Raw genomic sequence first — 19,997 nt, forward strand, 5'->3', positions numbered from 1 at the left:
AGTGGCTGCGGGGGCGTTGACGAGCGCGGCGGCGGGGATGGAGCTGTTGGCAGTGGGGACAGAGCAGGCACTGGCATCTCTTGACCGTAGGGGGGTCTTAGCGAGGGGAGCGAATATAAGCCTAGGGCGGTATCGAGTCTGGGGGGCCGCAATGGCCAGCGTAGGAGGGATAGTGAGCATCGCCTGGGATATCAGCGATGCAGTCAGTATGGCTGCCATAAGCGGGCCTACACGCGATTCCAAAAAACGACTGTTAGTCGGCGCTTACTCTGCGAGGGCAATCGCGACATTGTCCCTTATCAGCGGGCAGGGAGGAATCGCGTTCTCTCAAGCTGGTGCCTACTTTCAATGGCTAGCTCAAAGTCTGCGGAGTAAAAATCTCAGCGGATCTGCAAGGATTTTTGCTTCATGGTCCAATATCTTGGCAGGCAATCGCCAACTTTTACTAATACTAAATCGTATGAGTTGGATAGGCGGCGCGATCGCGATCATCATAACGCTAGCTATCCTGATTATCGATGAGAACGCTTTTGAAAAATGGTGCGACAGGTGCTGCTTTAGCCGAAACAGCGGCAGCAAACGCTATGACTTAGATCATGAAGAACTCGCCGCATTAGCCAATTCTATTTCGGAGATTCTTTAATGTTCTTTTTTGAGTGGGGTTATTGGCAGTCCGTCATAAAGCCCAACACCAAGGAGCCCAGCAAAAAGTCACCTACCAAAATTAATTCCGTGAACATCCCCGCGTACGAAAGCGATGAAATCGAGGCACTGACAGCAGCGCGATTGAGCGCAAGCCCGACGCCTAATACAAGAGGCCCAACTTACGTATTCAATCACGACATATTGGAGATGCGATGCGGTATGTGGCAGGAAAAACGGGGCCTTATTACTATCATTTCGTTAGCAATTATTTTCGTTATCTGCATCGGTTTCACAGGAGCAGCATTCTTCGCCTGGGCAGTACCGTATCGCCATCCAACCAATGGCAGCACGGTAGATATCGGCGCACTCGTGCTGAGCACTTACCTCGGTCTTGTTAGTGCATGTCTGGCGCTAGGCTATCTAAAACTCGGCCTCCCAATGTCCAGACTGGAAATATTCACATCACGCCAACTGCTTGTACGATTCAACCGCAGCACTCAGCAGGTATATCTACACCGCCCCAACTACTGCGGCGGCATAGTGACATTGCCATGGATCGGGGTCTGTAGTTCAGGGGCGAACAGTAGCTCTTCAATTGCAGGAGGTGTCGGACTGCCTCTATTTCTTCACTGGCCTAGAGCGTTTACTCTGAGCCATTACCCAGAGTGTGCATGGGTCGGCAAAGCAGGAAACAATCAATCTGAAATCCAGGCCGAATGGGAATTCATCCGTCGCTTCATGGACGAAGGCCCCGAGGACCTCCCCCGCCCACGCATCACCTCACACTTCCCATGGCCATGGCAGGCATTCACCCCGCAATTCGAGGGGCTTACCCACTACTTCCGTCATTCTTCGCGGATCATCAAGTTAGGCCTTGTTCTTATCTCGCCCGCCTTCCTCATCCTCGGTTTGGGCCATTGGCTAAGCCTGCTGCTGTGCTGGAAACCGCGCTGGCCAAAAATCATCCGCGAAGCAGGACTACCCGGTAAACCCATCCCGCCGCTAACCACTTTGGCCGACAGGCCGCCTCACATTCAGGAACGCCTGCGTGAGAACGCCCATCTATGGGCCGTGCGCCCAGGCCAGCGGCCGGCGAAAAAACCACGCGCTGCCCGTAGGCCAGCGAAAGCCGACAACCGATGCACCACAGCTGAGGTGTCTTTCACCGATGAACTCCACCGTTCTGATGGACGCTCTCGGTAAGCCCCCCACGTCCAGCGCAAAAGCACTCATATTCAACTCATAAAAAACCCCACATCAAAGTGGGGTCGTTTCACAGCGGATTCAGCTCAAGACAAAATCAATTGCCCTTCACCGACCGCCCATCAACCGTACCATCCTGCAGCACGATCACGTATTCCTTGCCATCAGTCTCAACCTGACGCAACTGCACCAGCAGATAATCCCAATCCTTGGCGAACCAAAGCTCGGTAATCCGCTTGCTCTGGCTAGGATCACGCACGCGCTCGACCTTGATCGCATCGACCTGCCCAGTCTTGGTAGTCACCTTCTCAGTGCCCAAAACCCGGAAGTCATAGGTATCGATCTCATCGCCATCGACCACCTGATACGACACACTCTTCTTGCCCGCCGCTACGTCATGCTGCAGCGCCAGCTGATACGAAGACTTGTCCAGCACGCCACGATTCAACGGCAGACTCACCGCATCACCACGATCGCTACCGGTGACCTTCTTGCTTGCCCAATCAAAGTCCAGGTCGACTTTCTTTGCCTTGCCCAGGCCACCGCGTTCGAAGTGGTAGGTCTGCGGCAACAACGCATCCTTGTCCACCCGAACGGTGCTTTGCTCGGTCAAGCTGGCAATCATCATCGAAGCCTTGAAGTTCAGGCTCCAGGTCCCGTTGGCATTCTTCACCAGGCTACGCTCGGCGGTGCCGCTCATGGGCAGCTGCTTCCAGTCGGCGGTGTAGCTGGCCGAGAAGGGCTTCAGATCAGCTGCCTGAAGAGGCAGGGCAAGCACGGCGAGAGCCATCAGCAGGGCGCGACGCATAAAATCTCCTAGGGACGAATCAAGTGACCGCTGGCCGCCAGCGGCTGGCCATCCAGTAACGCACCGTGCTCGCCCAGACGCAAGCGTCCTTCGGCGAACCAGCGCACCGCCAGCGGGTAGATCTGGTGCTCCTGGTGGTGAACCCGGGCTGCCAGGCTTTGCACGGTGTCAACTGCTGCCACCGCAACCACTGCCTGTACGACCAGAGGCCCGCCATCGAGTTCCTCGGTGACAAAGTGCACGCTGCAACCGTGCTCGCCATCACCCGCTTCCAGGGCGCGCTGGTGGGTATGCAGGCCTTTGTACTTGGGCAGCAACGAAGGGTGGATATTCAGCAGGCGGCCTTGATAGTGACGCACGAAACCGCCACTGAGGATGCGCATGAAACCGGCGAGCACCACCAGGTCCGGGGTGAAGCCGTCAATCAGCGCCATCAGCGCTGTATCGAATGCCTCACGACCGGTGAAACCCTGATGCTCCAGCACCGCAGTCGCGATGCCGGCCGCTTTGGCCCGTTCCAGGCCATAGGCATCGGCGCGGTTGGAGATCACTGCGCAGATGCGCACCGGGCCGTCTGGCTTACAGCTGTCGAGCAGCGCCTGCAGGTTGCTGCCGGTACCCGACAGCAACACCACAACATTACAGGTCTTGCCCGGCATCAGTGCGCCTTGAGGTTCTGCAGGTCGACCTGAGGTGCGCCTTCGGCGGCATCGGCGATCTGACCGATCACCCATGGCTGCTCACCGGCTGCACGCAACACGTTGAGGGCGTTTTCGACCTGGTCTTGGCCAACGCAGATGACCATGCCCACGCCGCAGTTCAGGACGCGGTGCATTTCGTGCTCGTCGACGTTGCCTTTTTCCTGGAGGAAATCGAACACTACCGGACGCTGCCAGCTGGCCACGTCGATGATCGCCTGGGCGTTTTTCGGCAGGACGCGCGGGATGTTGTCGAGCAGGCCACCACCGGTGATGTGGGCCATGGCCTTGACGGCGCCAGTGTCCTTGATCAGCTTGAGCAGCGGCTTGACGTAGATGCGCGTTGGCGCCATCAGCAGGTCGGCCAGCGGCTTGCCGTCGAGCTGGGTGCTCTCGATGTCGGTCGCGGAGACTTCGAGGATCTTGCGGATCAGCGAGTAGCCGTTAGAGTGCGGGCCGGACGAAGGCAGGGCGATCAAGGCGTCACCGCTGGCGACTTTCGAGCCATCGATGATCTCGGCTTTTTCGACCACACCGACGCAGAAGCCGGCCAGATCGTAGTCTTCGCCTTCGTACATGCCAGGCATCTCGGCGGTTTCACCACCGACCAGCGAGCAGCCAGCCAGCTCGCAACCTGCGCCAATACCGGTTACCACGGTCGCTGCAACGTCAACGTTGAGCTTGCCGGTGGCGTAGTAGTCGAGGAAGAACAGCGGCTCAGCGCCGCAGACGATCAGGTCGTTTACGCACATGGCGACCAGATCCTGGCCGATGCTGTCGTGGCGGTTCAGGTTCAGTGCCAGGCGCAGCTTGGTGCCGACGCCGTCGGTGCCGGAGACCAGCACCGGCTGTTTGTAGCCGGCCGGGATCTCGCAGAGGGCGCCAAAGCCGCCCAGGCCACCCATGACCTCAGGGCGTGCGGTGCGCTTGGCCACGCCCTTGATGCGTTCGACCAGTGCTTCGCCGGCGTCGATGTCTACACCGGCGTCTTTGTAGCTCAGGGAGGGTTGCTTGCTCATTGATCCAGGCCTTTAGAGGTAGGGATACGGAAAAACGACCGCGACGGCCAAGGCCGGCTGTTGCAGCGGCGGCTGCCTGTTCGTCACTGGTCTGCGAAGGCGCGCGATTTTATCAGGGTTGCCGGGCAGCGGCCATCCTCAGGCCGACGGGCAGGGCGGTAAATGTTTAAAAACATCCTTTCATGGGCCGCGACTGGTTGCCTGACCGGTCGCTGTATAAGGTATAGGTATGGCGCGGGGACAAAATTGCCGGCGGACGGAGCGATCGACAGGCGCTGCGGTCACCGCCAGCAGGTACAGGCTCCGCGCCCTCGTTCATCTGGACAGGAATCCTCCATGCGTCTTCTCAATTACCTGGCTGCCGGTTGCCTCGCCTTGCTGGCGAGTGCGGCCCAGGCCGAAAGTGTTGCCGGGCTTTATCAAGTACGTGAAACGGTCGACGGCCAGGGCAGCGAGGCACGCACCCAGGCCACAGCACGTGCGCTCGACACGTTGATCCTGCGTCTGACCGGCGATCCGAAGGCGCCGCAGTCGCCAGCCCTGGCCGCGCTGCGCAAGGACCCGCAACAGATCATCAATCAGGTCGGCAACGAGGCCGGCCCGCCCGAGAGCGTGCTGGTCGAGTTCGACGCAGGCAGTACCGAGCGTGCCTTGCGTCAGGCTGGCCTGGCCTTGTGGGGCAGCAATCGGCCGTCGATCCTCAGCTGGTGGTTGAACGACAGCGTCGACGGCAGCAGCCTGGTCGGCGATGGCCAGAGCGCCGCTGAGCCGCTACGCCGCGCTGCGCAACATCGCGGCCTGCCGCTGCGCTTGCCGCTGGCCGACCTGCAGGAGCAACTGATCGCCAATGCCAAGCAGCTGGAAGGCAAGGATCCGAACGCGCTGCGCGAAGCTTCCGAGCGTTACGCTGCCGATGCGCTGTTGGCCGTCCACGCTCATGAAGCCGACGGCAAGTGGCAGGGCAAATGGCAGCTGTGGCTGGGTGACCAACGTGAGCAAGGCGATGCCGAAGGCGCTGATCAGGCTGCCTTGGCCGACGCGGTGATGCTGGCGGTGAGTACTCGTCTGGCGCCGCGCTATGTCACTCGACCGGGTGCCAGCAGCGAGCTGCTGGTGCAGGTACAAGGCATGAACCTCAAACGTTATGCCGAGCTCAGCCGCGTGCTCGAACCCTACGGTCCGCGCCTGCAACTGGCCGATGGCGACAAGCTGACCTATCAGGTCAGCGGCAACCGCGAGCAACTGCGCGCCCAGCTGGGCCTGGCCAAACTCCGTGAACTGCCAGCCGAACCGGCCGCCGCCGCACCTGCAGCCCCTGTTACAAATGAACCAGCCGGGGCTGCGCGAGCTCCGGCAGCGAAACCTTTCGATGGCTTGCGCTTTGCCTGGTAAGAGAAAACATGAACATGATGACTGATCAGCGTCGCTGGGTATGGCTGGGCGTGGCCCTGGTAGTGGCGGTACTGCTGTATAGCCTGCACAACATCTTGTCGCCGTTTCTGGTCGGCATCCTTCTGGCGTATCTGGCTGACCCGTTGGTCGACCGCCTGGAGCGGGCGGGTCTGTCTCGCACCTGGGGCGTAGTGGTGGTGTTCGCCTTGTTCACGCTGATCTTCATGGCCTTGCTGCTAGTGCTGATCCCGATGCTGGCCAAGCAGCTGGTACGCCTGTACGAGCTGACGCCGCAGATGCTCGACTGGCTGCAGCATGTGGCGCTGCCGTGGGTGCAAACCCGCTTGGGGCTGGCCGATGGTTTCTGGAAGTTTGACAAGATCAAGGCCGCCATCAGCGAGCATATGGGCCAGACCACCGACATTGTCAGTGCGGTACTGAGTCAGGCCACGGCGTCGAGCCTGGCCCTGCTGGCCTGGCTGGCCAATCTGGTGCTGATCCCGGTAGTGGGCTTTTACCTGCTGCGTGACTGGGACCTGATGATGGCCAAGCTGCGCAGCCTGCTGCCGCGTCAGCGCGAAGAGCAGATCGTCGAGCTGGCAGGCGAATGCCACGAAGTGCTTGGTGCATTTGTTCGTGGGCAGTTGCTGGTGATGCTGGCGCTGGGGGTGATCTATGCCAGTGGCCTGATGCTGGTCGGCCTCGAGCTTGGCTTGTTGATCGGCCTGCTGGCCGGCCTTGCTGCAATCGTGCCTTATATGGGCTTCATCATCGGCATTGGCGCGGCGCTGATTGCCGGGCTGTTCCAGTTCGGCGGTGACCTCTATCCGATGCTGGGTATCGTTGCTGTGTTCATGATCGGCCAAGCGCTTGAAGGCATGGTGCTGACTCCGCTGCTGGTAGGCGACCGGATTGGCCTGCACCCGGTGGCGGTGATCTTTGCGATCCTCGCCGGCGGTGAGCTGTTTGGCTTCACTGGTGTCCTGCTGGCCTTGCCGGTAGCCGCGGTGATCATGGTGCTGCTGCGCCATGCCCACGAGATGTACAAGGAGTCGGACCTGTACGGCGGCGAAGAAGACCCTCAGCTTTAACGCGGGGGAGGGGGCTGCGAGTGCAGCCCCCGCTTCGGTGCAAGCCCTTGATTTTACTTGCCCTCTCGCCGGCGCTGATTGTGCCGCCCGCGCTGCAGGTATAGACTTTGCAGACTTTCCTCCAAGGCCCCGTGGTCCTCGTGACCGTCAGCCCAGCATGAAACCGATCCAGTTGCCCCTGGGTGTGCGTCTGCGAGATGACGCCACCTTCATCAACTACTATCCGGGCGCCAATGCCGCAGCACTGGGCTATGTCGAGCGCTTGTGCGAAGCCGACGCCGGCTGGACCGAGAGCCTCATCTATCTATGGGGCAAGCAGGGTGTGGGTCGCACCCACCTGTTGCAGGCTGCCACCCAGCGTTTCCAGCAGCGCGGAGAGCTGGCGGTCTACCTGCCCCTGGCGCAGTTGCTCGATCGCGGTATCGAGCTGCTCGATCACCTCGAACAGTACGAGCTGGTGTGCATCGACGATCTGCATGTGATCGCTGGTAAAGCCGACTGGGAAGAGGCCATGTTCCATCTGTTCAACCGCCTGCGCGACAGCGGCCGACGCTTGCTGCTGGCCGCATCCAGTTCGCCGCGCGAATTGCCGATCAAGCTTGCCGACCTCAAGTCGCGCCTGACCCTGGCGCTGATCTTCCAGATGCGCGGGCTGTCCGATGAAGACAAGCTGCGCGCCCTGCAACTGCGTGCCTCGCGCCGCGGTTTGCACCTGACCGACGAGGTCGGCCATTTCATCCTCACCCGCGGCGCGCGCAGCATGAGTGCGTTGTTTGATCTGCTTGAGCGGCTTGATCAGGCCTCGCTGCAGGCTCAGCGCAAGCTGACCATCCCTTTTCTGAAAGAAACTCTGGGCTGGTAAAGCCCTGAAACCAGCGGGCTACAGCGGAAAAACGGAAAAGTCACATTTTTTTCGATAAAATTTGCAAATAACCTTGATAGAAGGCATAGTCGCAGCCTCCTTTAGAACTAAAGACACGGTCGTGCACATGCTCAAGCACTTCGCACCCCTCGTGCCACTCGCACTTGTGACCCTGCTTTTTGGCTGCGCGGCGCATGGCCCGGTTTCCGAGCCCCAGGATCACCCACAGGTTGCCGCACAGTCTGCGGACCTGATCAAACCTTCTGCTTCTTCGGTCTTCGGCGAAGAGCCAATAGCTACCGAGGATGACCTCGAGGCATTCTCCAGCAGCAAGCCTTACCAGTTGCCTGTCCTTGCCGACAGCATTCTGGAGCGCGGCATGGCCTTGATCGGCACCCGCTATCGCTTTGGCGGCACTTCGGAGAAGTCCGGTTTCGATTGCAGCGGTTTCATCGGTTATTTGTTCCGCGAAGAGGCTGGCATGAACCTGCCACGCTCGACCCGCGAAATGATCAGTGTCGACGCACCCAAAGTAGCCCGCAACAAGCTCAAGCCAGGCGACCTGCTGTTCTTCAGCACTAACGGTCGCGGTCGGGTAAGCCATGCCGGCATTTACCTGGGTGACAATCAGTTCATCCACTCGAGCAGCCGTCGCAGCGGTGGTGTGCGCATCGATAATCTCCAGGATCGCTACTGGAGCAAGACCTTTATCGAGGCCAAACGCGCCCTGGCCATGGCGCCAACGATGATCTCGCGTAACTGATAGCCAGTTGCTATATTCGCACGGCGGCGATGCTTAAAAAGCTCGCCGCCGTGCGCATTTACAGAAAGCGTCTAATCTAATTTCTCAACTCTTTTCGACTGCGGTCGATCGGCCTCTTACAGGAAGTTTCAGCCATGGTGACAGTGGCGCGCTTCGCATTTCTTTCGCTGGTGGCGATGCTCGCTGCCTGCTCCAGCCGTGCTCCGGCACCGGCGCCTGTGGTTCAGCCACAAATCACCTTCAATCAACAACCCAGCTCTTCGCCGGTTGCGGCGGATGTGTTGTTCCGGGCTATCGGGTTGGTTGGCACGCCTTATCGCTGGGGCGGCAATACGCCGGATTCGGGCTTTGATTGCAGTGGGCTGATTGGCTATGTGTACCGGGATGCTGCTGGTATCAGCTTGCCGCGGTCGACTCGCGAGATGATTGTGATGCGGGCGCCTAGCATTGATGTCAATTCGCTGCAGTCGGGGGATTTGGTGTTCTTTGCTACCGGGGGCGGCTCGCAGGTTAGCCATGCCGGGATCTATGTCGGGGAAGGGCGGTTTGTTCATGCGCCGCGGACTGGCGGGACTGTGCGGTTGGATTATCTGAGTAATAGCTATTGGGCCAAGGCGTATTTGCAGGCCAAGCGGATATTGCCGGCTGGGCATTTGGCGCAGAATCCCTGAATTAGCGACCTACGCGGCACCGGTGATCTCTGGTCGTTCACTGGTGCTGCGTGCTTATCCATTCTCTGTGGTGGTCTTGTGGGCCCCTTTCGCCCTTACGGCGAGTCACTTTTTTGGCAAACGCCCCAAAAAAGTAACCAAAAAAATGCTTGGCTCCACATCCGGCCCCTCCGCTGCGCTGCGGGGTTCCCTCGCTCCGGCCTTGCTCCCGGGAGGACCGCGCTGTACGGCCCATCCTGGGCCGCAGCGCTTGCCGGCCATCCATGGCCGGCACCTCCCTTCGCAAGACCTGCGCTCGGCCTCCTGAGTCGCCGATGGATCAAGATCAAAAGCAGATCAAGGTCAAGAGCACGCCTCGCTGCGCTGGCGCAGATCAAGGGCGAGAGTCAAAAGCAGTGGCTGAGTGGCTTTTTCAGTTACTTCGCTGCGCTCACTCGCCAGATTACGTTGCCCACATCATCAGCCACCAGCACGCCTTCGCTCTGATCGCTGACCACGCCAACCGGCCGGCCCATTGCCTCACCCTGTTCATTCAAGAAACTGCTCAGCAGGTCTATTGCCTGGCCTGCCGGCTTGCCATTCGCATCGAACGGCACAAAGATCACTTTGTAACCACTGTGTGGCTTGCGGTTCCACGAGCCGTGTTGACCAATCAGCGCGCCACGGCCAAACGGTGCGGGCAATAAACCCGGCTCGATGAAGGCCAGGCCAAGCGAAGCGGTATGTGGCCCCACGGCGTAATCCGGTACCAGCGCCTGGGCGACTTTGGCTGGGTCTTGTGGTTGCACCCGCACGTCTACGTGCTGCCCGTAGTAGCTGTACGGCCAGCCGTAGAAACCGCCATCCTTGACCGAGGTGATGTAGTCCGGGACCAGGTCGCTGCCGATCTCGTCGCGCTCGTTGACTGCCGTCCATAGCGCCCCGGATTGCGGCTGCCAGGCCAATCCATTCGGGTTGCGCAGCCCGGAGGCGAAGATGCGGTGGCTGCCGGTGGCGCGGTCCACTTCCCAGATCGCCGCGCGGCCTTGCTCTTGCTGCATGCCGTTCTCTGCCACGTTGCTGTTGGAGCCTACCGTGACGTACAGCTTGCGCCCGTCGGGGCTGGCAATCACGTTCTTGGTCCAGTGGTGATTGAGGGTGCCACCCGGCAGGTCGATGACCTTCTGCCCGCGCCCGTCGATCTGCAACGCGTCGGTCACGTAATCGAAGCGCAGCAGCTTGTCGGTATCGGCGATGTACAGGTCCTTGCCTACCAACACCATGCCGAAGGGCGAGTTGAGCCCTTCGATAAAGCGGCTGCGGGTTTCGGCAACGCCGTCATGGTCGCGGTCGCGCAGCAGGGTGATGCGGTTGGCGGTGGGGACGCCTGCACCGGCCAAGGACATGGCTCGTTTCATGAACCAGCCGCGCAGGCCTTTGCTGTCGTCCGGCTTGGCCGGTGCGTTGGTTTCGGCGACCAGCACGTCGCCATTGGGCAGCACATACAGCCAGCGCGGATGGTCGAGGTGGTCGGCAAATAGCGCAACCTGAGTGCCGGCCGCTGCAACCGGTTTGCCACCCTGCGGCCAGCCGACCGCTGGCGCGACGTTGACGGTTGGCAACAGGGTTTTGTTTGGCGCCGGTAACTGCGGTGTGGGGCCGATGCCATCGTTGACCCTGAGGCTGGCGGTCTCGCCGCAGCCGCCGAGGCCTGCGAGCAAGGCGAGCACAACGGCACTGCGCATTCTGTTCATGGGCGGGCTCTCGACAAGGGCTATGGCATACAGAACCATAGCCGCCGGGCGAGGTTCAACCCGGCGCGGCGCAGGGGTGCTTCACGCTTGCTTGAACAGCAATGCAACACCTGGGAAATACTGGCCGAGCTCGTTGTGCAGCTTGCGATAGGCGTACGGGAAGTACCAGGCAACGGCGCAGGCGGTGTGCTTTTGCAGGTCATCGACCAGGTCCTGGAGTTCTTCCGGGCTGGCGTGCTGGCCGGCTTTCCACGGGCTGACGAACAGCGCCCCGGCTTTGAGCTGGCTGGCATAGGCAATCGGCTTGGCGGCGCTGGTGGTTTCTTGCAGGGCGGCGGTCAGGTCGAGCCGGGCAATGCGCGGCCAGCGCTGGCTGGCGTGCGTGTGGATCGACTCCTCGGCGGTGCTGATGGTCAGGTCACAACGGCCTTCGCGCTCGCCTTCTTCGCGTTGCTTGCTGCTGGCAAACTGGGTCAGGGCGACCAGCTCGGCTTGCCAGGCGGCGGCAGCCAGCAGGCCGACGTTGGCCGCTGCACCATGCCAGTACGGCGCGTCGCTGGCATGGTTGAGTTCGGCGAAGCGATCGATGCAGTCGACCCAGCGCTCCAGGGCAGGACGCAAAAACTCCAGGCGCGGGTTGTTGATGATCAGACCTTGCATGCTGCGCACTCCTTATTGTGATTATCGCGGTCAGCTACAGTGATGGCGATATGATGTCAATGCTAGCAGTCTGCGCTGTACTGTCGAATCGGCCATTGATCCAGGCCAAACCGGCCTTGTTTCATTGACGCTCCCGGTGCAACCCTCTAACCTTCGCGGCGTGTTTCAGGTGCCCTGCGGACGGCGGTCTGGCGGGGTGAAACTGGGAAGCCGGTACCAGTCCGGCGCTGCCCCCGCAACGGTAGGTGAGCCGCGTACGTAGCGCTCACGAGCCCGGAGACCGGCCTGTTACTGCCAACGGCATCACGGAGGGTGATGCACAGTTCACTGTGGTTTGCGCCACGGCGCCTGCGCGTTCTCCGTTTGCCTGCCTTTCGATCTGTCGCCGCCCGGTGCGCGCGCAGGCACTTGCGGAGAACCTTATGAGCGACAACCCCGAACGCGACGAACGTCACCTGGCGCGCATGCAGCGCAAAAAGGCGATCATCGACGAGCGTATCGCCAACTCTCCCAATCAATGCGGCCTGCTGCTGGTGCTGACCGGTAATGGCAAGGGCAAAAGCAGCTCGGCTTTCGGCATGCTCGCCCGCGCGCTGGGCCATGACATGCAGTGCGGCGTGGTGCAGTTCATCAAGGGCCGCAACAGCACCGGCGAGGAGCTGTTCTTCCGCCGTTTCCCCGAGCAGGTGCGCTACCACGTGATGGGCGAGGGCTTTACCTGGGAAACCCAGGACCGCCAGCGCGACATCGCCGCGGCAGAAGCCGCCTGGGCGGTATCGCGGCAAATGCTGCAGGACCCGTCGATTCATTTCGTTGTGCTGGATGAGCTGAACATCGCCCTCAAGCATGGTTACCTCGATCTGGACCAGGTGCTCAGTGACATTCAGGCTCGTCCACCAATGCAGCACGTGATCGTCACCGGCCGCGGCGCCAAACCGGAAATGGTCGAACTGGCCGACACCGTTACCGAGATGGGCATGCTCAAGCACGCCTTCCAGGCCGGTATCCGCGCCCAGAAGGGCGTGGAACTATGAGTGACCCGCGCCGGTGCCCGGCGGTGCTGATCGCAGCGCCCGCTTCCGGGCAGGGCAAGACCACCGTGACCGCAGCCCTGGCGCGCTTGCACCGCAACCTCGGGCGCAAGGTGCGGGTGTTCAAGTGCGGTCCGGACTTTCTCGACCCGATGATTCTGGAGCGGGCCAGCGGCGCACCGGTGTACCAGCTCGATCTGTGGATGATTGGCGCGCAAGAGAGCCGGCGACTGCTCTGGGAAGCTGCCGGCGAGGCCGACCTGATCCTCATCGAAGGGGTCATGGGCTTGTTCGATGGCACTCCGTCCAGCGCTGATCTGGCGCGCCATTTCGGCGTTCCGGTGCTGGCGGTGATCGACGGTACCGCCATGGCCCAGACCTTTGGTGCGCTGGCCCTGGGCCTGGCACGCTACCAGGCCGATTTGCCGTTCGCCGGGGTGCTGGCCAATCGGGTTGGCAGCCTGCGCCACGCGCAACTACTTGAAGGCAGCCTGACCGAAGGCCTGCGCTGGTACGGCGGGCTGTCGCGCGAGCGCGGCATCGAGCTGCCGAGTCGCCACCTGGGCCTGGTGCAAGCCAGCGAACTGAACGACCTTGACCAGCGCCTCGACGCCGCCGCCGAGGCCCTGGCTGGCAGCTGCGATGCAGCGCTGCCGCCAGCGGTGAGCTTCGATGGCCCCGCTTTGCCAGCACCGTTGCCCTCGTTGGCCGGGGTGCGCATCGGTGTGGCGCAAGACGAAGCATTTGCCTTCATCTATGGCGCCAACCTCGACTTGCTGCGGGCCATGGGGGCTCAGCTGGAGTTTTTCTCGCCGCTGCACGACAGCGAGCTGCCGCAGGTCGACAGCCTCTATCTGCCAGGCGGCTACCCCGAATTGCACCATCATGCGCTGGCCGCCAATACGCCGATGCTGGACGCGATTCGCGCTCACCATAATGTTGGCAAGCCGCTTTTGGCCGAGTGCGGCGGCATGCTCTACCTGCTTGAAAACCTGACCGATGTTGCCGGTGAACGCGCCGCGCTGGTTGGTTTGTTGACTGGCGAGGCGGTGATGCAGAAGCGCCTGGCAGCACTGGCCCTGCAAGCGGTGGAACTGCCCGAAGGCACCCTGCGCGGACACACCTATCACCACTCGTTGACCACCAGCGAGCTGGAGCCAATCGCCCGTGGCCTCAGCCCCAACGGCGGCCGCGGCAACGAGGCGGTGTACCGCCTGGGCCGGCTGACGGCTTCTTACGTGCACTTCTATTTCCCCTCCGACCCACACGCGGCGGCGGCGCTGTTGCGACCATGAGCGAGCATGCCTTCTCCGATGCCGAACGCGCCGCGGTCTACCGGGCGATCGGTGAGCGCCGCGACATGCGCCACTTTGCCGGTGGCGAAGTAGCGCCGCAGGTGCTTACACGCCTGCTGGCGGCCGCGCATCAGGCCCCCAGTGTTGGCCTGATGCAACCGTGGCGGTTTATCCGCATCAGTCAGCGCGACTTGCGCGGACGCATCCAGACACTGGTCGAGCAGGAGCGGGCGCGCACCGCCGAAGCCCTTGGCGAGCGCTCCGACGAATTCATGAAGCTCAAGGTCGAAGGCATCAACGACTGCGCCGAGCTCTGGGTGGCAGCGCTGATGGACAAGCGCGAAGCGCACATCTTCGGCCGCCGCACCCTGCCGGAAATGGACCTGGCCTCGCTCGCCTGCGCGATCCAGAACCTCTGGCTGGCCGCGCGCGCCGAAGGCCTGGGCATGGGCTGGGTATCGTTGTTCGACCCGCAGGCACTGGCCGAGCTGCTGGCCATGCCAGCCGATGCCAAGCCGGTGGCGGTGCTCTGCCTGGGCCCGGTCGAGGCGTTCTACCCAGCACCGATGCTGGCCCTGGAAAACTGGGCCGAACAACAGCCACTGAGCGCCATGCTCTACGAAAACCAATGGGGAGAACGCGCATGAGCGTGGCCTTGCTGACCGTCGCCGGTGTTGCCCTCGACGCGCTGCTGGGTGAGCCGAAACGGCGCCACCCGCTGGTTGCTTTCGGCAATTTTGCCGCACGCCTGGAGCAGCGCCTGAATGCGGGTGGTCGCGGCTGGCGCAGCCATGGCGTCAGCGCCTGGTTCCTGGCCGTGGTGCCGTTGACCTTGCTGGCACTGTTGCTGTCCTGGCTGCCGCTGATCGGCTGGCTGGTCGATGTGCTGGCGCTTTACTGTGCGTTGGGGCTGCGTAGCCTGGGTGAGCACGTAATGCCGGTGGCTGACGCACTGCGCCGCGGTGATCTGGCCGAAGCCCGGCGTCGGGTCGGCTACCTGGTCAGCCGCGAGACCGCTGAACTGGACGAAACTGCCGTCGCCCGCGCTGCCAGCGAATCAGTCCTGGAGAACGGCAGCGATGCAGTGTTTGCTGCTTTGTTCTGGTTCATCATCGCCGGTGCGCCCGGGGTGGTGCTGTACCGGCTGAGCAACACGCTCGATGCCATGTGGGGCTATCGCAACGAACGCTTCGAGCGCTTCGGCTGGGCGGCGGCGCGCATCGACGACGTCCTCAACTACATTCCTGCAAGGCTGGTCGCCCTTACTTACGCGCTGCTCGGCAAGACCCGCCTGGCGCTGACCTGCTGGCGGCGTCAGGCGCCGCTGTGGGACAGCCCCAACGCAGGCCCGGTGATGGCCAGCGGTGCCGGTGCGCTCGGTGTCGAGCTGGGTGGCCCTGCGGTTTATCACGGCGAGCTGCACGAGCGGCCGCAGCTGGGCGAGGGGCCACCGGCCGATGCCGACGCCATCGAGCGCGGCTGGAGCCTGGTGCAACGCGGCGTCTGGTTGTGGCTGCTGCTGATCTGTCTGGGAGCGTATCTGAATGCTTGAACATGGCGGCCGCCTGCAACGCGCAGTGCGTGAGTACGGGATTGCCCGCGAGCAGTGGCTGGACCTGTCCAGCGGTATTGCCCCATGGCCCTTTGCAATCCCGGCGATTGCGCAGGCTGCCTGGGCGCGCTTGCCGGAGAGCGAAGATGGTCTGGAGCAAGCTGCGCGTCACTACTACGGCGCCACGCAGCTGCTGCCCGTGGCAGGCTCGCAGGCCGCCATTCAAGCCTTGCCACACCTGCGCGCGGCGGGCCGGGTAGGGGTGCTGACGCCGTGCTATGCCGAACATCCCTACGCCTGGCAGCGTGCCGGGCACCAACTGATCGAGCTGGCCGAGGATGATGTCGAGCAGGTGCTGGATAGCCTCGACGTGCTTGTTGTGGTCAACCCCAACAACCCCAGCGGCCGGCTGTTCATGCGCGAGCAGTTGCTTGCCTGGCATGCACGGCTGGCTCGGCGTGGTGCTTGGCTGGTGATCGACGAGGCGTTCATCGATACCAGCCCAGCCCAAAGCGTGGTCGACTGTGCCGAGCGACCGGGGCTGATCGTGCTGCGTTCGTTCGGCAAATTCTTTGGCCTGGCCGGTGTGCGGCTGGGGTTTGCCATGGCCGAACCAAGCCTGTTGGCCCGCCTGGCCGAACTGCTCGGGCCGTGGACCGTGCCGGGGCCGACCCGCGTGCTGGGTCAGGCCTGCCTCAACGACAGCGCTGCGCAATTGGCCCAGACCGTCCGCTGCGCGCAGGCCAGCCAGCGCCTGGCGACTGTGCTGGACGACGCAGGCCTGAGCGCAACCGGCGGCTGCGAGCTGTTCCAGTACCTGCGTTTTGAACAAGCCCGTCATCTGCATGCATTTCTCGCCCGCCGCGGCATCCTTGTGCGCCTGTTCGAGCACCCCGCAGCGCTGCGCTTCGGCCTGCCCGCCTGCGCGGCAGAAGAGCAGCGCCTGGCCCAGGCGCTGGCTGACTATCAAAAGGAATCGGCATGACCACGCTCATGGTGCAAGGCACCACCTCCGACGCCGGCAAGAGCACCCTGGTGACTGCCTTGTGCCGTTGGCTGCTGCGCCAGGGCGTTGCCGTGGTGCCGTTCAAACCGCAGAACATGGCGCTCAACAGTGCTGTCACTGCCGACGGCGGCGAAATCGGTCGTGCCCAGGCTGTGCAGGCGCAAGCGTGCCGGCTGGCACCGCACACCGACATGAACCCGGTGCTGCTCAAGCCCAACAGTGACACCGGTGCCCAGGTGATCATCCATGGCCGCGCCGTGACCAGCATGAATGCGGTCGCCTATCACGACTATAAGGCCATCGCCATGCAAGCCGTGCTGGCCTCGCACCAACGCCTGCAAGCGGCATATCCGGTGGTGATGGTCGAAGGCGCCGGCTCGCCGGCCGAGATCAACCTGCGTGCTGGCGACATTGCCAACATGGGCTTTGCCGAGGCGGTCGACTGCCCGGTGATTCTGGTGGCTGATATCAACCGTGGTGGCGTGTTCGCCCATCTGGTGGGGACCCTCGCGCTGCTCTCGGCCAGCGAGCAGGCGCGGGTCAAAGGTTTTGTCATCAATCGTTTTCGTGGCGACATCGCTTTGCTCCAGCCGGGCCTCGACTGGCTCGAGCAGCGCACCGGCAAACCAGTGCTGGGCCTGCTGCCGTACGTTACCGATCTGCACCTAGAGGCCGAGGACGCCATCGATGCGCGCCAGCCGGCCAAGGCCGAGCGGGCGCTCAAGGTGATCGTGCCGGTGCTGCCGCGGATCAGCAACCACACCGATTTCGATCCGCTGCGCCTGCATCCGCAGGTCGATCTGCAGTTCATCGGGCCCGGCCAGCCGATCCCGCCGGCCGACCTGATCATCCTGCCCGGCTCCAAGAGCGTGCGCGCCGACCTCGCGCAATTGCGCGAGCGTGGCTGGGCCACGGCCATCGAGCGTCACCTGCGCTACGGCGGCAAGCTGATCGGCATTTGTGGCGGTTTGCAGATGCTCGGCCATGAAGTGCGCGATCCGCTCGGGCTGGAGGGCCCGGCAGGCACCAGCCCGGGTCTGGGCCTGCTCGACTACGTCACCGAACTTGCAGCCGACAAACAACTGCGCAATGTTGCCGGCAGCCTGCTGCTGGAGCAGTCACCGGTGGCCGGCTACGAGATCCACGCTGGCGTCACTCAGGGCGCGGCGCTGGAGCGACCTGCGGTGGTCTTGGCCGACGGCCGCTGCGACGGCGCAATCAGCGCTGACGGGCAGATCCTCGCGACCTATCTGCACGGCCTGTTCGAAGGCAGCCAGTCCTGCGCGGCGCTGCTGCGCTGGGCGGGCCTGGAAGCCGTGCAGAGCATCGACTATGAAGCACTGCGCGAGCGCGATATCGAGCGCCTGGCTGATCTGATCGAAAAGCACCTGGACACTGACCAACTGCGCCAACTGTGTGGAGTCGCCGGCCATGCATAGTCTGATTCTGGGTGGTGCCCGTTCGGGCAAGAGCCGCCTGGCCGAGCAACTGGCAGACAGCTGCGCACTGCCGGTGACTTACATCGCCACCAGCCAGCCTCTCGACGGCGAAATGAACGAGCGCGTGCAGTTGCATCGCCAGCGCCGTCCGGCACATTGGGGTCTGATCGAAGAGCCCGTGCAGCTCGCCGCTGTGCTGCGCGCCGAAGCCGCCGAAGGCCGCTGCCTGCTGATCGACTGCCTGACCCTGTGGCTGACCAATCTGCTCATGCTCGACGACCCCGAGCGCCTCGCCGCCGAGCGCGATGCTCTGCTCGAGTGCCTGCCGAGATTGCCGGGCACGCTTATTCTGGTGAGCAACGAAAGCGGCCTGGGCGTGGTGCCCATGGGCGAACTGACCCGCCGCTACGTCGATCTGGCCGGCCTGTTGCACCAGGCAGTGGCCGAGCGCTGCCAGCGCGTAGTGCTGACGGTCGCCGGCCTCCCTCTCATGCTTAAAGGACCTGCTCTATGAACACTTTCTGGTGGCGTGATGCCTGCCAAGCTGTTGATCACGCCGCCATCGAACAGGCCCGTGCGCGTCAGCAGCAATTGACCAAACCGGCCGGCTCACTCGGTCAGCTGGAAACCCTTACGCTGACCCTGGCCGGCCTGCAGGGCCGCGAGCGGCCAAGCCTGGAGCAGGTCGCCATCAGCATTTTTGCCGGTGACCATGGCGTGGTCGCAGAGGGCATCTCGGCCTACCCGCAGGCAGTGACCGGGCAGATGCTGCGTAACTTTGTCGGCGGCGGTGCGGCGATCAGCGTACTGGCGCGGCAATTGGGTGCGAGCCTTGAGGTGGTCGACCTCGGTACCATCGAGCCAAGCCTGCAGCTGCCAGGTGTACGCCACCTGCAACTGGGGGCCGGTACCGCCAACTTCGCTCAGCAGCCAGCGATGACCGACGCGCAATTGCAGGCCGCCCTGCAGGCCGGCCGCGACAGCGCCCAGCGTGCTGCCGAGCAGGGTACTCAGCTGTTTATTGGCGGTGAGATGGGCATCGGCAACACCACTGCTGCGGCGGCCCTGGCCAGCGTGCTGCTGGCTTGCCCAGCGCGTGAACTGAGTGGCCCGGGCACTGGCCTGGACAGTGCCGGCGTGCAACACAAGGCCGCCGTGATCGAGCGCGCGCTGAAACTGCATGGCCTGCAGGCAGATGACCCGCTGCGGGCGCTGGCCTGTGTCGGCGGCTTTGAAATTGCCGCGCTGGTGGGGGCTTATCTGGGCTGTGCCCAGCAGGGTGTTGCAGTTCTGGTCGACGGCTTTATCTGCAGCGTCGCGGCGCTGGTCGCCGTGCGCCTCAATCCGCAGTGCCGGCCTTGGCTGTTGTTTGCCCATCAGGGCGCCGAGCCGGGCCATCAGGTGCTGCTCGAGGCGCTGCACGCCGAGCCGTTGCTGGCCCTCGGCCTGCGTCTGGGCGAGGGCAGTGGCGCAGCTCTGGCGGTGCCGCTGCTGCGGCTGGCCTGCGCGCTGCACGGGCAAATGGCGACCTTTGCCGAAGCGGCAGTCGCGGATCGCCCGGCATGATCATCGACCTGCTGCGCCATGGCGAAACCGAACTGGGCGGCGGCCTGCGTGGCAGCCTGGATGACGCCCTGACGGCCAAGGGGTGGGCGCAGATGCGTACGGCAGTGGAGCAGACCGCTCCGTGGCAGGCGCTGATCACCTCGCCATTGCAGCGCTGTGCACTGTTTGCCGACGAGCTGGGGCAGCAACTGGCGCTGCCGGTGCAGCGCGAAGCGGGTATCCGTGAACTGCACTTCGGTGATTGGGAGGGGCGCACCGCGCTGCAGATCATGCAGGACCAGGCCGATCAGCTCGGCCAGTTCTGGGCCGATCCTTACGCCTACACGCCGCCCGGCGGCGAGACCGTGGCTGACTTTGCTGAACGGGTGCTGGCGGCCATCGACCGCCTTGCGCTCGAATATGCCGGGCGGCATGTATTGCTGGTGACCCACGGCGGTGTGATGCGCCTGCTGCTGGCGCGGGCGCGGGGCTTGCCGCGTGAGCAGTTGCTGCAGGTCGAGGTCGGCCACGGTGCGCGGGCGCGCCTGCAATGGCAGGCCGGCATCCTTCACGAGGTGCTCTGA

At 63.1% G+C, this 19,997-nt stretch carries 21 protein-coding genes and 1 riboswitch; of the genes, 16 read left to right on the forward strand and 5 right to left on the reverse strand.

Going from position 1 to position 19,997, the window contains the following annotated elements:
* Window positions 1-172: 172 nt before the first annotated feature.
* Both FW789_RS00005 and FW789_RS00010 read left to right on the forward strand, forming a co-directional pair.
* Complete coding sequence (locus FW789_RS00005) at window positions 173-643, forward strand: hypothetical protein (RefSeq protein WP_207073642.1); 471 nt, start codon at window positions 173-175, stop codon at window positions 641-643.
* The gene (locus tag FW789_RS00010) at window positions 643-1,848 is read left to right on the forward strand and encodes a DUF6708 domain-containing protein (RefSeq protein WP_446430712.1); all 1,206 of its coding nucleotides are present in this window, start codon (window positions 643-645) and stop codon (window positions 1,846-1,848) included. Before FW789_RS00005 ends, FW789_RS00010 begins: the two co-directional genes overlap by 1 nt.
* A 97-nt stretch (window positions 1,849-1,945) precedes the next feature.
* Here FW789_RS00010 and FW789_RS00015 read toward each other — a convergent pair whose 3' ends face one another.
* Genes FW789_RS00015 through purM form a run of 3 tightly spaced genes read right to left on the reverse strand, consistent with a single transcriptional unit; the run spans window position 1,946 to window position 4,373 of the window.
* Window positions 1,946-2,656, reverse strand: coding sequence for a DUF3108 domain-containing protein (locus FW789_RS00015; protein ID WP_101321744.1), 711 nt, complete (start codon window positions 2,654-2,656; stop codon window positions 1,946-1,948).
* Window positions 2,657-2,664: 8 nt separating this feature from the next.
* Window positions 2,665-3,315 (reverse strand): phosphoribosylglycinamide formyltransferase, encoded by a 651-nt coding sequence (gene purN, locus FW789_RS00020; RefSeq protein WP_446430713.1) that lies wholly within the window; start codon window positions 3,313-3,315, stop codon window positions 2,665-2,667.
* Window positions 3,315-4,373 (reverse strand): phosphoribosylformylglycinamidine cyclo-ligase, encoded by a 1,059-nt coding sequence (purM, locus tag FW789_RS00025; RefSeq protein ID WP_101321742.1) that lies wholly within the window; start codon window positions 4,371-4,373, stop codon window positions 3,315-3,317. Before purM ends, purN begins: the two co-directional genes overlap by 1 nt.
* 336 nt (window positions 4,374-4,709) lie before the next feature.
* On the opposite strand from purM, the gene FW789_RS00030 reads away from it, so the two are divergent.
* The 5 genes from FW789_RS00030 (at window position 4,710) to FW789_RS00050 (ending at window position 9,152) form a co-directional block, all read left to right on the forward strand.
* Window positions 4,710-5,765, forward strand: coding sequence for a DUF2066 domain-containing protein (locus FW789_RS00030; protein ID WP_427118136.1), 1,056 nt, complete (start codon window positions 4,710-4,712; stop codon window positions 5,763-5,765).
* Between the two features lie 17 nt (window positions 5,766-5,782).
* Window positions 5,783-6,856 (forward strand): AI-2E family transporter, encoded by a 1,074-nt coding sequence (locus FW789_RS00035; RefSeq protein WP_103438837.1) that lies wholly within the window; start codon window positions 5,783-5,785, stop codon window positions 6,854-6,856.
* Window positions 6,857-7,013: 157 nt separating this feature from the next.
* Window positions 7,014-7,718: a DnaA regulatory inactivator Hda gene (gene hda, locus FW789_RS00040; protein WP_101321740.1), complete on the forward strand. Its 705-nt coding sequence runs from the start codon at window positions 7,014-7,016 to the stop codon at window positions 7,716-7,718.
* A 127-nt stretch (window positions 7,719-7,845) separates the two neighbouring features.
* Window positions 7,846-8,481: a C40 family peptidase gene (locus FW789_RS00045; protein ID WP_446430714.1), complete on the forward strand. Its 636-nt coding sequence runs from the start codon at window positions 7,846-7,848 to the stop codon at window positions 8,479-8,481.
* A gap of 134 nt (window positions 8,482-8,615) precedes the next feature.
* Window positions 8,616-9,152 (forward strand): C40 family peptidase, encoded by a 537-nt coding sequence (locus FW789_RS00050; protein ID WP_103438278.1) that lies wholly within the window; start codon window positions 8,616-8,618, stop codon window positions 9,150-9,152.
* 416 nt (window positions 9,153-9,568) lie between these two features.
* Here FW789_RS00050 and FW789_RS00055 read toward each other — a convergent pair whose 3' ends face one another.
* Both FW789_RS00055 and FW789_RS00060 read right to left on the reverse strand, forming a co-directional pair.
* Entirely contained in the window at window positions 9,569-10,885 is a 1,317-nt protein-coding gene (locus FW789_RS00055; RefSeq protein WP_446430715.1) for a PQQ-dependent sugar dehydrogenase, read from the reverse strand.
* 81 nt (window positions 10,886-10,966) lie between these two features.
* Window positions 10,967-11,545: a hypothetical protein gene (locus tag FW789_RS00060; protein WP_446430716.1), complete on the reverse strand. Its 579-nt coding sequence runs from the start codon at window positions 11,543-11,545 to the stop codon at window positions 10,967-10,969.
* Between the two features lie 150 nt (window positions 11,546-11,695).
* A riboswitch (cobalamin riboswitch) is annotated at window positions 11,696-11,848 on the forward strand.
* Window positions 11,849-11,967: 119 nt separating this feature from the next.
* Here FW789_RS00060 and cobO point away from each other — a divergent pair.
* Genes cobO through cobC form a run of 9 tightly spaced genes read left to right on the forward strand, consistent with a single transcriptional unit; the run spans window position 11,968 to window position 19,997 of the window.
* Complete coding sequence (cobO, locus tag FW789_RS00065; RefSeq protein ID WP_101321735.1) at window positions 11,968-12,579, forward strand: cob(I)yrinic acid a,c-diamide adenosyltransferase; 612 nt, start codon at window positions 11,968-11,970, stop codon at window positions 12,577-12,579.
* Window positions 12,576-13,871 (forward strand): cobyrinate a,c-diamide synthase, encoded by a 1,296-nt coding sequence (locus FW789_RS00070; RefSeq protein WP_186701498.1) that lies wholly within the window; start codon window positions 12,576-12,578, stop codon window positions 13,869-13,871. Before cobO ends, FW789_RS00070 begins: the two co-directional genes overlap by 4 nt.
* Window positions 13,868-14,518 (forward strand): 5,6-dimethylbenzimidazole synthase, encoded by a 651-nt coding sequence (gene bluB / locus FW789_RS00075; RefSeq protein WP_103438274.1) that lies wholly within the window; start codon window positions 13,868-13,870, stop codon window positions 14,516-14,518. The genes FW789_RS00070 and bluB overlap by 4 nt, the downstream gene beginning before the upstream one ends.
* Window positions 14,515-15,423, forward strand: coding sequence for an adenosylcobinamide-phosphate synthase CbiB (gene cbiB, locus FW789_RS00080; RefSeq protein WP_101321732.1), 909 nt, complete (start codon window positions 14,515-14,517; stop codon window positions 15,421-15,423). Before bluB ends, cbiB begins: the two co-directional genes overlap by 4 nt.
* The gene (cobD, locus tag FW789_RS00085; protein WP_411562694.1) at window positions 15,416-16,408 is read left to right on the forward strand and encodes a threonine-phosphate decarboxylase CobD; all 993 of its coding nucleotides are present in this window, start codon (window positions 15,416-15,418) and stop codon (window positions 16,406-16,408) included. The genes cbiB and cobD overlap by 8 nt, the downstream gene beginning before the upstream one ends.
* The gene (locus FW789_RS00090; RefSeq protein WP_446430717.1) at window positions 16,405-17,868 is read left to right on the forward strand and encodes a cobyric acid synthase; all 1,464 of its coding nucleotides are present in this window, start codon (window positions 16,405-16,407) and stop codon (window positions 17,866-17,868) included. The genes cobD and FW789_RS00090 overlap by 4 nt, the downstream gene beginning before the upstream one ends.
* Entirely contained in the window at window positions 17,861-18,382 is a 522-nt protein-coding gene (gene cobU, locus FW789_RS00095; RefSeq protein ID WP_103438270.1) for a bifunctional adenosylcobinamide kinase/adenosylcobinamide-phosphate guanylyltransferase, read from the forward strand. The genes FW789_RS00090 and cobU overlap by 8 nt, the downstream gene beginning before the upstream one ends.
* Complete coding sequence (gene cobT / locus FW789_RS00100; RefSeq protein ID WP_186701502.1) at window positions 18,379-19,434, forward strand: nicotinate-nucleotide--dimethylbenzimidazole phosphoribosyltransferase; 1,056 nt, start codon at window positions 18,379-18,381, stop codon at window positions 19,432-19,434. The genes cobU and cobT overlap by 4 nt, the downstream gene beginning before the upstream one ends.
* Window positions 19,431-19,997, forward strand: coding sequence for an alpha-ribazole phosphatase family protein (cobC, locus tag FW789_RS00105; protein WP_340612922.1), 567 nt, complete (start codon window positions 19,431-19,433; stop codon window positions 19,995-19,997). The genes cobT and cobC overlap by 4 nt, the downstream gene beginning before the upstream one ends.

This window comes from Pseudomonas sp. 1121_17 (genome assembly GCF_052850745.1).

Bases quoted from the DNA above. Each gene is read 5' to 3' on its own strand.
- FW789_RS00030 (WP_427118136.1), top strand. From the start codon at position 4,710: ATGCGTCTTCTCAATTACCTGGCTGCCGGTTGCCTCGCCTTGCTGGCG.
- cobD (WP_411562694.1), top strand. From the start codon at position 15,416: ATGCTTGAACATGGCGGCCGCCTGCAACGCGCAGTGCGTGAGTACGGG.
- cobT (WP_186701502.1), top strand. From the start codon at position 18,379: ATGAACACTTTCTGGTGGCGTGATGCCTGCCAAGCTGTTGATCACGCC.
- bluB (WP_103438274.1), top strand. From the start codon at position 13,868: ATGAGCGAGCATGCCTTCTCCGATGCCGAACGCGCCGCGGTCTACCGG.
- cobU (WP_103438270.1), top strand. From the start codon at position 17,861: ATGCATAGTCTGATTCTGGGTGGTGCCCGTTCGGGCAAGAGCCGCCTG.
- purM (WP_101321742.1), bottom strand. From the start codon at position 4,373: ATGAGCAAGCAACCCTCCCTGAGCTACAAAGACGCCGGTGTAGACATC.
- FW789_RS00050 (WP_103438278.1), top strand. From the start codon at position 8,616: ATGGTGACAGTGGCGCGCTTCGCATTTCTTTCGCTGGTGGCGATGCTC.
- FW789_RS00090 (WP_446430717.1), top strand. From the start codon at position 16,405: ATGACCACGCTCATGGTGCAAGGCACCACCTCCGACGCCGGCAAGAGC.
- FW789_RS00070 (WP_186701498.1), top strand. From the start codon at position 12,576: ATGAGTGACCCGCGCCGGTGCCCGGCGGTGCTGATCGCAGCGCCCGCT.
- FW789_RS00015 (WP_101321744.1), bottom strand. From the start codon at position 2,656: ATGCGTCGCGCCCTGCTGATGGCTCTCGCCGTGCTTGCCCTGCCTCTT.
- FW789_RS00035 (WP_103438837.1), top strand. From the start codon at position 5,783: ATGACTGATCAGCGTCGCTGGGTATGGCTGGGCGTGGCCCTGGTAGTG.
- FW789_RS00010 (WP_446430712.1), top strand. From the start codon at position 643: ATGTTCTTTTTTGAGTGGGGTTATTGGCAGTCCGTCATAAAGCCCAAC.
- cobO (WP_101321735.1), top strand. From the start codon at position 11,968: ATGAGCGACAACCCCGAACGCGACGAACGTCACCTGGCGCGCATGCAG.
- hda (WP_101321740.1), top strand. From the start codon at position 7,014: ATGAAACCGATCCAGTTGCCCCTGGGTGTGCGTCTGCGAGATGACGCC.
- purN (WP_446430713.1), bottom strand. From the start codon at position 3,315: ATGCCGGGCAAGACCTGTAATGTTGTGGTGTTGCTGTCGGGTACCGGC.
- cobC (WP_340612922.1), top strand. From the start codon at position 19,431: ATGATCATCGACCTGCTGCGCCATGGCGAAACCGAACTGGGCGGCGGC.
- FW789_RS00060 (WP_446430716.1), bottom strand. From the start codon at position 11,545: ATGCAAGGTCTGATCATCAACAACCCGCGCCTGGAGTTTTTGCGTCCT.
- cbiB (WP_101321732.1), top strand. From the start codon at position 14,515: ATGAGCGTGGCCTTGCTGACCGTCGCCGGTGTTGCCCTCGACGCGCTG.
- FW789_RS00045 (WP_446430714.1), top strand. From the start codon at position 7,846: ATGCTCAAGCACTTCGCACCCCTCGTGCCACTCGCACTTGTGACCCTG.
- FW789_RS00055 (WP_446430715.1), bottom strand. From the start codon at position 10,885: ATGAACAGAATGCGCAGTGCCGTTGTGCTCGCCTTGCTCGCAGGCCTC.